6 protein-coding genes and 1 pseudogene are annotated in these 8,744 nt (G+C 43.4%); 3 read left to right on the top strand and 4 right to left on the bottom strand.

Annotated features, from left to right (window positions below):
* Positions 1-207: 207 nt before the first annotated feature.
* Positions 208-1,083: an MBL fold metallo-hydrolase gene (locus ACFE90_RS32825; protein WP_375506489.1), complete on the bottom strand. Its 876-nt coding sequence runs from the start codon at positions 1,081-1,083 to the stop codon at positions 208-210.
* Between the two features lie 190 nt (positions 1,084-1,273).
* Between ACFE90_RS32825 and ACFE90_RS32820 the strand changes: the two are divergent.
* Positions 1,274-2,761, top strand: a pseudogene (locus ACFE90_RS32820) (GUN4 domain-containing protein).
* Between the two features lie 3 nt (positions 2,762-2,764).
* Here the strand turns inward: ACFE90_RS32820 and ACFE90_RS32815 are convergent.
* The 3 genes from ACFE90_RS32815 to ACFE90_RS32805 form a co-directional block, all read right to left on the bottom strand.
* Positions 2,765-3,049, bottom strand: coding sequence for a type II toxin-antitoxin system HicB family antitoxin (locus ACFE90_RS32815; RefSeq protein ID WP_375506488.1), 285 nt, complete (start codon positions 3,047-3,049; stop codon positions 2,765-2,767).
* A gap of 143 nt (positions 3,050-3,192) precedes the next feature.
* Positions 3,193-4,146, bottom strand: coding sequence for a heme o synthase (locus ACFE90_RS32810; RefSeq protein ID WP_375506487.1), 954 nt, complete (start codon positions 4,144-4,146; stop codon positions 3,193-3,195).
* A 250-nt stretch (positions 4,147-4,396) separates the two neighbouring features.
* Positions 4,397-5,317: a heme A synthase gene (locus tag ACFE90_RS32805; protein ID WP_375506486.1), complete on the bottom strand. Its 921-nt coding sequence runs from the start codon at positions 5,315-5,317 to the stop codon at positions 4,397-4,399.
* A gap of 403 nt (positions 5,318-5,720) precedes the next feature.
* Between ACFE90_RS32805 and ACFE90_RS32800 the strand changes: the two genes are divergently transcribed.
* Both ACFE90_RS32800 and ctaD read left to right on the top strand, forming a co-directional pair.
* Complete coding sequence (locus ACFE90_RS32800) at positions 5,721-6,806, top strand: cytochrome c oxidase subunit II (RefSeq protein ID WP_375506485.1); 1,086 nt, start codon at positions 5,721-5,723, stop codon at positions 6,804-6,806.
* Between the two features lie 102 nt (positions 6,807-6,908).
* On the top strand, positions 6,909-8,645 hold the full coding sequence (ctaD, locus tag ACFE90_RS32795; protein WP_375506484.1) for a cytochrome c oxidase subunit I: 1,737 nt from the start codon (positions 6,909-6,911) through the stop codon (positions 8,643-8,645).
* Positions 8,646-8,744 lie beyond the last annotated feature (99 nt).

The raw sequence follows: 8,744 nt of genomic DNA, 5'->3' as shown, positions 1-8,744 counted from the left end.
TATTTCGGCGAACTCATTTGTTATTTTGGCGTGTCCATAACGCACCCTACGAAACTACTAAAAGAGTTGAAACCTATACAGGTCATACTTGTGTGTACACAGTAGCCTAAAAGGAGAGAGACTTTGAATTTTCCCCTTAGAGCGTCGGTTAGGGGGTTAGGGAGTTAGGTTTTTCCATATCGTGTGAGAAAAGTCAGTTATCTAATGTCAATCCAAAGACTCCATTAATTCAATACACTTGTGCATCTGCTGGCGCATGGTTTCTTTATTAGCATGAAACCTTCGCCCATGACCTGGTAGCACCCACTCAAAAGAATAATTAGCCAAGTTACGCATTGATTTAGTCTGTTCTGACCAAGAATACCAACAGAAATCGCGGAATGCAGCTAATTGGTGCAAGCTTTCTGACCAAGCGAGATGGTCGCCAGTGAACAGAAACTTATTTTTATAAAGTAGAACGGTTTGTCCTTTGGTGTGGCCGGGAACTGGGATAATTAATAAATCTGGAGTCAAAGTAAATGGTTCAGAACCAGTTAGCTGTATTTCTACATTGCGAGTATCCGCAGTAATATCATCAGCATGGAGGATGCGATCGCACTGAAAATGCTCGGCAAACTTTTGATGATCTGCCACATCATCCTTATGAGTTAGGTACATATAACGAATTGGCCCGAGTTCTTCTAAACGCTTGACTAAAGGCGGCGTAAACCGGGGAGAATCCACCAAAATATTACCTTCTGGAAGCTGAATTAAATAGCTAGCAGCACCGTAAGATTTTTCAGAATGATAGCCGCAGTGGTAAACATTTTCCGCTACTAATATTGGAAACTTTTCTTGAGCTACTTTGATATCTTTTGGTTTATCAACTGTGCCAATAGAACTAGTAGGACAAGATAAAAGTGCTTCCAGTGCTGCTAATCTTTCCGCCTCATTCAATGGTTGATGATAAACAGCCGATTGGTCATCTACATCATAAAATACTTCAGGAGCCATCCAGCGACAGGTATCACAATCAATACAGGTAGTATCTACATAAAAATCGCCGTTGACATTTTGGGGACGACGCTGATTTAAATGAGCCATATTAATCCTTTTGCTTCCAGGCGCTTACTGGGGAGCGATAAACTCTATATCACTACGCTAGCAAAAGTAACTTGAGACTGTAGCCGCCACTAGAAGTAAATCTGCTCAAAAATATCAAGACTCGTGAAACCCAGTAAGCAGAATTTGGGAAAACTGAACATAGACACGATCTGCTGATATATTCCCAAATATGCTTTACTGTTCTAATTCCAGTTGTTCAAATCCCTTTAACCCTGATGACAATAAGTTTTGCATTAAGTGTGGACAAACACTCACACCATTATTCAGAAACCGTTTCCAAGTAATACGAATTTTGGGTGAGGGTGGATTTAGCAAAACTTATGAAGCTAGGGATGCAGATAGAATAAATGAACCTTGCGTAATTAAGCAATTTGTCCCTCAATTTGAAGGAACGGCTGCACTGGAGAAAGCTACGGAGTTATTTCAGCAAGAAGCGAAGCGACTGTATGACTTGGGAGAACACCCGCAAATTCCCCGCCTGATTGCTTATTTTGAACAGGATAAGCGGCTTTATTTGGTACAAGAGTTGATTCAGGGGCAGAATTTATTACAAGAATTGCAGCAGCAGGGAACCTTTAGCGAAGAAAAGATAAAACAGCTTTTAACTGATTTATTGCCTATCCTGAAATTTATCCATGAACACGGTGTAATTCACCGAGACATCAAGCCAGAAAATATCATGCGCCGTCTGGATGGCAAGTTAATATTAATTGATTTTGGTGTTTCTAAACAAATTACAAAAACTTTTGTAGGTGTTGGCACAACAGTAGGAACGCCTGGATATACACCATTAGAGCAAATGCGTGGTCAATTTTTCCCTGCAAGTGACCTTTATAGTTTAGGCGTAACTTGTATTCGCTTATTAACTCAATGTTTACCAAAAGCAGATGGTTCTGATGAACTTTATGATGCACTCAGGGGTTGCTGGATTTGGAGAAAATACTTACCAAAAGGTAAAAGTATTACTCTTGATTTGGGGCAAGTTTTAGATAAGTTAATTCAGGATTATGTGAAGGAACGCTATCAATCATCTGAGGAAGTAATAAAAACTATTAATGCTGTCAGTTCTCCATCTTCTAAATCAAGATATGGAAAATATATAAAAACTACTACAGCTAGTCAACCAAACTATCAAAGTTCGACCAATCATAATTTAAATGCGGCGGTAACAGCAACTTTTCCTAGACTTAATGAGCTACTAGCTTCTGGCAGATGGCAAGATGCTAATGAAGAAACTTTCGATATCATGCTTAAAATAGCTGATAGAGAAAAACAAGGTTCTCTGTATTTGGAAGATATCGAAAAATTTTCTTGTGAAGACCTTTTTGCTATTAACTACCTTTAGGATAAATATAGCAAGGGGCACTTCGGTTTCAATGTACAAAAGCAAATCTGGCAAAATATGGGGGGAAGCAAGGAGCCAGATTCGGAAGCTTGGTGTAGTTTTGCCTCTGAAGTAGGATGGTTGCGTTTTAAAATGGGAAGACAAAAATTATTTTTTTTTATAGATTTATTTGAAGAAATGTCTCCTGTATGGTTTGATGACCTGATCTTCTCTATAAAAGCTCCAAAAGGTCATTTACCATGTTTTAGAATTACTGGGATGACCTTAGTAGTGAGTTTGATTTTACTACGATGTGAAGAGTGTGGGCTTTAAAATCTAGTATTTATGGAAAGATTCGCTATGACTGAAATTGTATTTCTCGTTGAATTGTTTTATTTGGAAGTCCCCAACACCATCGAGTATCGGTAGAGTATGACCCAAACGCAATCCTAGTACAATCCATCCTTCAAGAGTATCTTGTAAATCCTTTAGGCAAGCTTCTAATGTTGCAGCGTTTGCCCACACTCCCTGACACTCTGGAATTTCGCTATAAAAAGTTCCATCCTCAAGCAACTCGTAGGTTGCTTTGTGCATTGCTGTACGAATGTAATTTGTCAACATTTAGCTTTTTGATCAATTTGCCTATGACTGAAATTTTACTTTTAATCGCAAATCCGCCAAATTCTAATTATTATGTATATTTTTTAATTTCCAAAAATGCGATCGCGCCAATTTCCCAACGCGATCGCTAAATTTTCCATCCCCTATGCAATAAAATGCAGATGATTACTCACCGCACTAATTAGATTATGGGTAACAGGAAGACTATCAACTACCATCCCCAAACACAACAGCATCATGTAGGAGATGGAAAAGAGAAACAACTCTTTAGCTACAGCGCGATCCTCTGGATTTTGCAACAAACGCCAAGATTTGTGGATAAATAATCCTCCCAGAATTACAGCGATCGCAGCATAAAGAATTCCACTCGCGCCCAAAGGATAAACCAATAACAGGGTTGCAACTACAGTGATCAGCGTATAATACCAAATCTGCTTTACTGTTGCCGTATCACCTTCAATCACAGGTAGCATTGGTATCCCCACCTTTGCGTAATCATCCCGAATCATCAAAGCTAAAGCCCAGAAATGGGGTGGTGTCCACAAAAAGACGATGGCAAAAATTAACCATGCTGACCAGCTTAAAGTGCCTGTCACAGCAGCCCAACCCACTAACGCCGGAATTGCCCCAGCAGCCCCACCAATGACGATATTCTGGGTGCTGTGGCGTTTTAGCCAGTGGGTATAAACCAAAATATAAAAGACGATACCAGAGAAGGCTAGCAGGGCGGCTAACAGATTGGCAAATACTGCTAGGAGTGTAAAGGAAATCGTCGCCAGTGCGATCGCAAAAATTAGAGCATCACGCGGCTGAACCTTACCGGATGGCATCGGACGATGGCGCGTCCGCTCCATATCATAATCAATATCCCGGTCATAGACACAGTTAATCGTCTGGGCGCTTGCAGCTGCCATTGTGCCACCAGTGAGAGTTACTAGCAACAGCAATGGGTCTACTTCTCCCTTAGCAGCAATCCACATACTCCCAGCCGTGGTAATCAAAAGCAACGGAATAATCCGAGGCTTCGTTAGCTGGTAGTAACTTTGAATTACCTGTAAAAATGTTTGGTGGTGGCGAGAGACATTAGTCTCAATCATTTTGGCTCTGGTTCCTTATTTTTCAACAACTTATATGCAGCCCCGGCTCAAGGTGGCTCTTTCAGGCAAATTAAACACAGATTTTCTGCACCTACGTGGGTCGCATGATCAGTGCTGAGTGCTGAATGCTGAGTTAGGAGTAGAGACGCGATTAATCGCGTCTCTACAGTAATTAGGAATTCTTCCCCTGCTTTCTCATCTTCCCCATTCCCTACTCAGCACTCAGCACGGGCTAAACCCTAGCTATCCGCTAACGTGACTCAGCACTCACTGAGTCACGTAGTGCCAGAACTGTGAAAGCCACCAAAGTACCTAGCAAAGCAGCTCCTATAGCTTGGTGAGAAACGGTGAGAGGCTCGACTTGGAGATGTAATTTGAAAGTGGCGAATCCCAACAAGATTTGTAAGGTTAACAACGCACCAGCCATATTTGCCAGTCGCCGCAAGGCTGGATGTAGTGCTGGTGTCCGCCAACAGATAAATACCATTGCCAAGGTTGCCACTGTTGGCGGCACCAAACCAGCAATATGGCTGTACATTACAGTACAAAGTTGAGAACCGCCGAGGCATTGGTGTAGCGCCCAGCGAGAGCCTACCAAAGCACCTAGCAGACTTTGCAGGTAAACCAGAATAGCGGCAGTTAAACCGACCCAAGGCAATTTACCAACGGTTCCATTTCCCTGATAGGGTGTGAGTGCTGTGCCGATAATCAGGAGGGTGCTAAAAAATAACAGCGCCGTTCCTAAATGGGCGGTAACGATATCAAACCGCAACAGTTCGGTAACGGTGAGTCCCCCCAATATGCCTTGGAAGACGATTAAAAACAGGGCGAATGTGGATGCCCAAGGCAGCCATCTGGGTAAGAAACGACGATGCCACCAGGACAAACCAAAGAGGGCGATCGCGCTTACACCAATTAAAGCTGCATCCAATCTGTGGAACCACTCCAAAAACACTTGGAGATTCATTTGCTTGGCTGGTACCAATTCGCCATAGCATAAAGGCCAGTCTGGGCAAGCAAGTCCAGCATTCATAACGCGGGTGGCGCTGCCTATTGCCATCAAAATTAAGGTGGCTATGCATATTTTCCACACCAAGCGACGAATCATTTCCTTGGGTTTTTGCTGCTGAAGCGCCGCTTCATTTTGTTGTTGTAGGACAAATTCGCTCATGAAGGATACCTTCTGCCCGCTCTTGGTGGATCTCTTAAAATTTTCAATTTTCTTTTAGTGTCCCATCTCCACCCTAGCGTATAGCCTAAGGGTTTATAGATTAGCACTCACTTATACTTTGAATCACTCCAGAAAGGTTTTGCCTGAAGCTTTAGGTATTTTTCAAGATGTGAAAAATTTGATCAATCACAATTATTAAACATTCTAAATTTTTCCTTAAATTTTTTCCCTGATTCACATCTATTTTTGGCGTTGTATGATAGTAAACTCATACTCAAAATTAATGAAATAGCCAAAAAAATTAATAAAAATTTCAGACCTTTGTCCCCCATGTCTGACAGCCTAGACTACCTTAGTAAGTGAGCAGCTTTAAGATAACGTAGTAAATTCAATTAAGTAAGCCGTGAAGATTCCAAGTTCAATCTGGACATTACTGATTGGCATCGTGCTAACGCTAGTCAGCCTTTGGTACGGTCAAAATCACGGTCTGTTGCCAGCAGCAGCAACGGATGAAGCCGTATTAGTGGATGGTCTATTCAACGCGATGATGATCATTTCTACAGGTATATTCCTGCTCGTAGAAGGTATTTTAATTTACTCTGCATTTAAATACCGTCGGCGTGCAGGTGACAATGAAGACGGCCCACCAGTTGAGGGCAATGTACCTCTAGAAATTCTCTGGACGGCGATCCCAGCAATTATCGTTATCGGTATTTCTGTTTACAGCTTTGATGTCTACAACGAAATCGGTGGCTTTGATCCCCATGCTATTCATGAAGCGCCGATGATGAATCAGGAGTCAATGGCAATACCTGGAAGTGCGATGGCGGCGACTTTAAATGATACTCCTCCCAGCACCGAACCCAACCTCAATCAAGAAAAATCTGATGAGGCAATGCAAGATCCAGCTACCGCAGAAGTTCGTAATGCTGACCAAATTCCCCAAAAGCGGAATGCTCCAGGTGTAGGTATTGTTGCTCCGACAATTGGGGGAACTCCTGATAAAGCAGGCAAACCAGCAGGATTACAAGTCAACGTCACGGGTCTACAATATGCCTGGCTTTTCACTTATCCTGAAACTGGTATAACTACAGGTGAAATGCACGTCCCTATCGGGCGAGAAGTGGAAATCAATATGACAGCCAACGATGTCATCCATGCCTTTTGGGTGCCAGAGTTCCGTCTGAAACAAGATGCAATCCCTGGTAGACAAAGTGAGATTCGCTTCACACCCAAAAAGGCAGGAGATTATACCCTAATCTGTGCTGAACTTTGTGGCCCCTACCACGGTGCAATGAGAGCAACAGTAGTCGTTGAGCCAGAAGAAGCCTTTGACAAATGGGTGCAAGAACAGCTAGTTGCTAGCAAAGAAACACTAAATCAAGCCGTTGCTGTTAACCCTGCTGATCTATCCCCAAATGAATTTCTCGCTCCTTATACCAAGGACATGGGAATTAAGCCAGAAATCCTCCATCAAGTTCACCATTAGTCATTGGTCATTGGTCATTAGTCATTGGTCATTGGTCTAAATAAATGACAAATGACAAAGGACAAAGGACAACTGACAAATGACAAAAGATAACTAACGACTATGACCCAAGCTCAGTTGCAAGAAACTGCCAACGCCCCTGCTCTTCTTGAGGAGCCAGGGATCAGAAAATGGCAAGACTACTTTAGTTTCAACACCGACCATAAGGTGATTGGGATTCAATACCTAGTCACGACATTCATTTTTTACTGTATCGGTGGCGTAATGGCTGACTTGGTTCGTACAGAACTGCGAACCCCAGAAGTCGATTTCGTCACCCCTGAAGTCTACAACAGCTTATTTACGCTGCACGCCACGATCATGATTTTCTTGTGGATCGTGCCAGCTGGTGCGGGTTTTGCTAACTTCCTGATTCCTTTGATGATTGGGGCAAAGGATATGGCATTTCCGCGCTTGAATGCTGTTGCCTTTTGGATGATTCCCCCTGCGGGTTTATTGTTGATCGCTAGTTTAGTGGTAGGCGATGCACCGGATGCGGGTTGGACTTCCTACCCTCCCTTGAGCTTGGTAACAGGTCAAGTAGGTGAGGGAATTTGGATTATGAGCGTCCTTTTACTAGGTACGTCATCGATTCTAGGGGCAATCAATTTCCTCGTCACATTGCTCAAGATGCGTATCCCCGGTATGGGGGTTCACCAAATGCCCTTGTTTTGCTGGGCGATGTTTGCTACCTCGGCACTGACTCTGGTATCTACACCAGTGCTAGCAGCTGGTCTAATTCTGCTGGCTTTTGACTTATTGGCAGGAACGACATTTTTTAACCCGACTGGCGGTGGCGACCCAGTTGTGTACCAGCACATGTTCTGGTTTTACTCCCACCCAGCCGTTTACATCATGATTTTGCCCTTCTTTGGCGCAATTTCAGAAATTATCCCCGTGCATTCCCGCAAGCCGATTTTTGGCTATAAAGCGATCGCTTATTCGTCTCTTGCCATTAGCTTTTTGGGGCTAATTGTTTGGGCGCACCACATGTTTACCAGTGGTATCCCCGGTTGGTTGCGGATGTTCTTTATGATCACCACTATGATCATTGCCGTACCCACGGGAATTAAAATTTTCAGCTGGTTAGCAACAATGTGGGGTGGGAAAATCCGGCTTAACACTGCCATGCTGTTCGCCATCGGCTTTGTTGGCACCTTTGTAATCGGTGGGATCAGTGGCGTGATGTTGGCAGCAGTGCCCTTTGACATTCACGTTCACGACACCTATTTTGTGGTGGCACACTTGCACTACGTCCTGTTTGGTGGTAGTGTTCTCGGCATTTATGCGGCGATTTACCACTGGTTCCCGAAAATGACGGGACGGATGGTAAACGAATTTTGGGGCAAGGTTCACTTTGCCTTAACAATTGTGGGTCTAAATATGACCTTCTTACCAATGCACAAGCTGGGATTAATGGGCATGAACCGCCGTATCGCCCAGTATGACCCCAAATTTACCTTTCTCAACGAAATCTGCACTTATGGCGCTTACATACTAGCAGTTTCGACATTCCCCTTCATCATCAATGCCATTTGGAGTTGGTTATACGGTGAGAAAGCTGGTAATAATCCCTGGAGAGCATTGACCTTAGAATGGATGACGACATCACCACCTGCGATCGAGAATTTTGATCAAACTCCAGTACTGGCTACAGGCCCCTACGACTACGGTTTGGAAAACGCTAAAGAAGGTGTACCTTTGTCTGATCCCAATCCCATCTTGTCTGGCGGTCCAAACTCAGTATTAAGAGCAGAACCCGATCCAGCGGTTGCTGCTAATCCCGAAGACCGGAAATAGAGTTATGAGTTAAGAGTGAAGAGTTATGAGTTATGAATGATGAGTTATGAGAATTTCTAACTCCTAACTTCTAACTCCCCACTCCCCATTCCCCATTCC

It is taken from the genome of uncultured Nostoc sp. (genome assembly GCF_964245445.1).
In the GTDB taxonomy this organism is placed as follows: domain Bacteria; phylum Cyanobacteriota; class Cyanobacteriia; order Cyanobacteriales; family Nostocaceae; genus Nostoc.
Note: the sequence above shows the minus strand (reverse complement) of the source record. Positions and strands in the feature narration are given on the sequence as shown.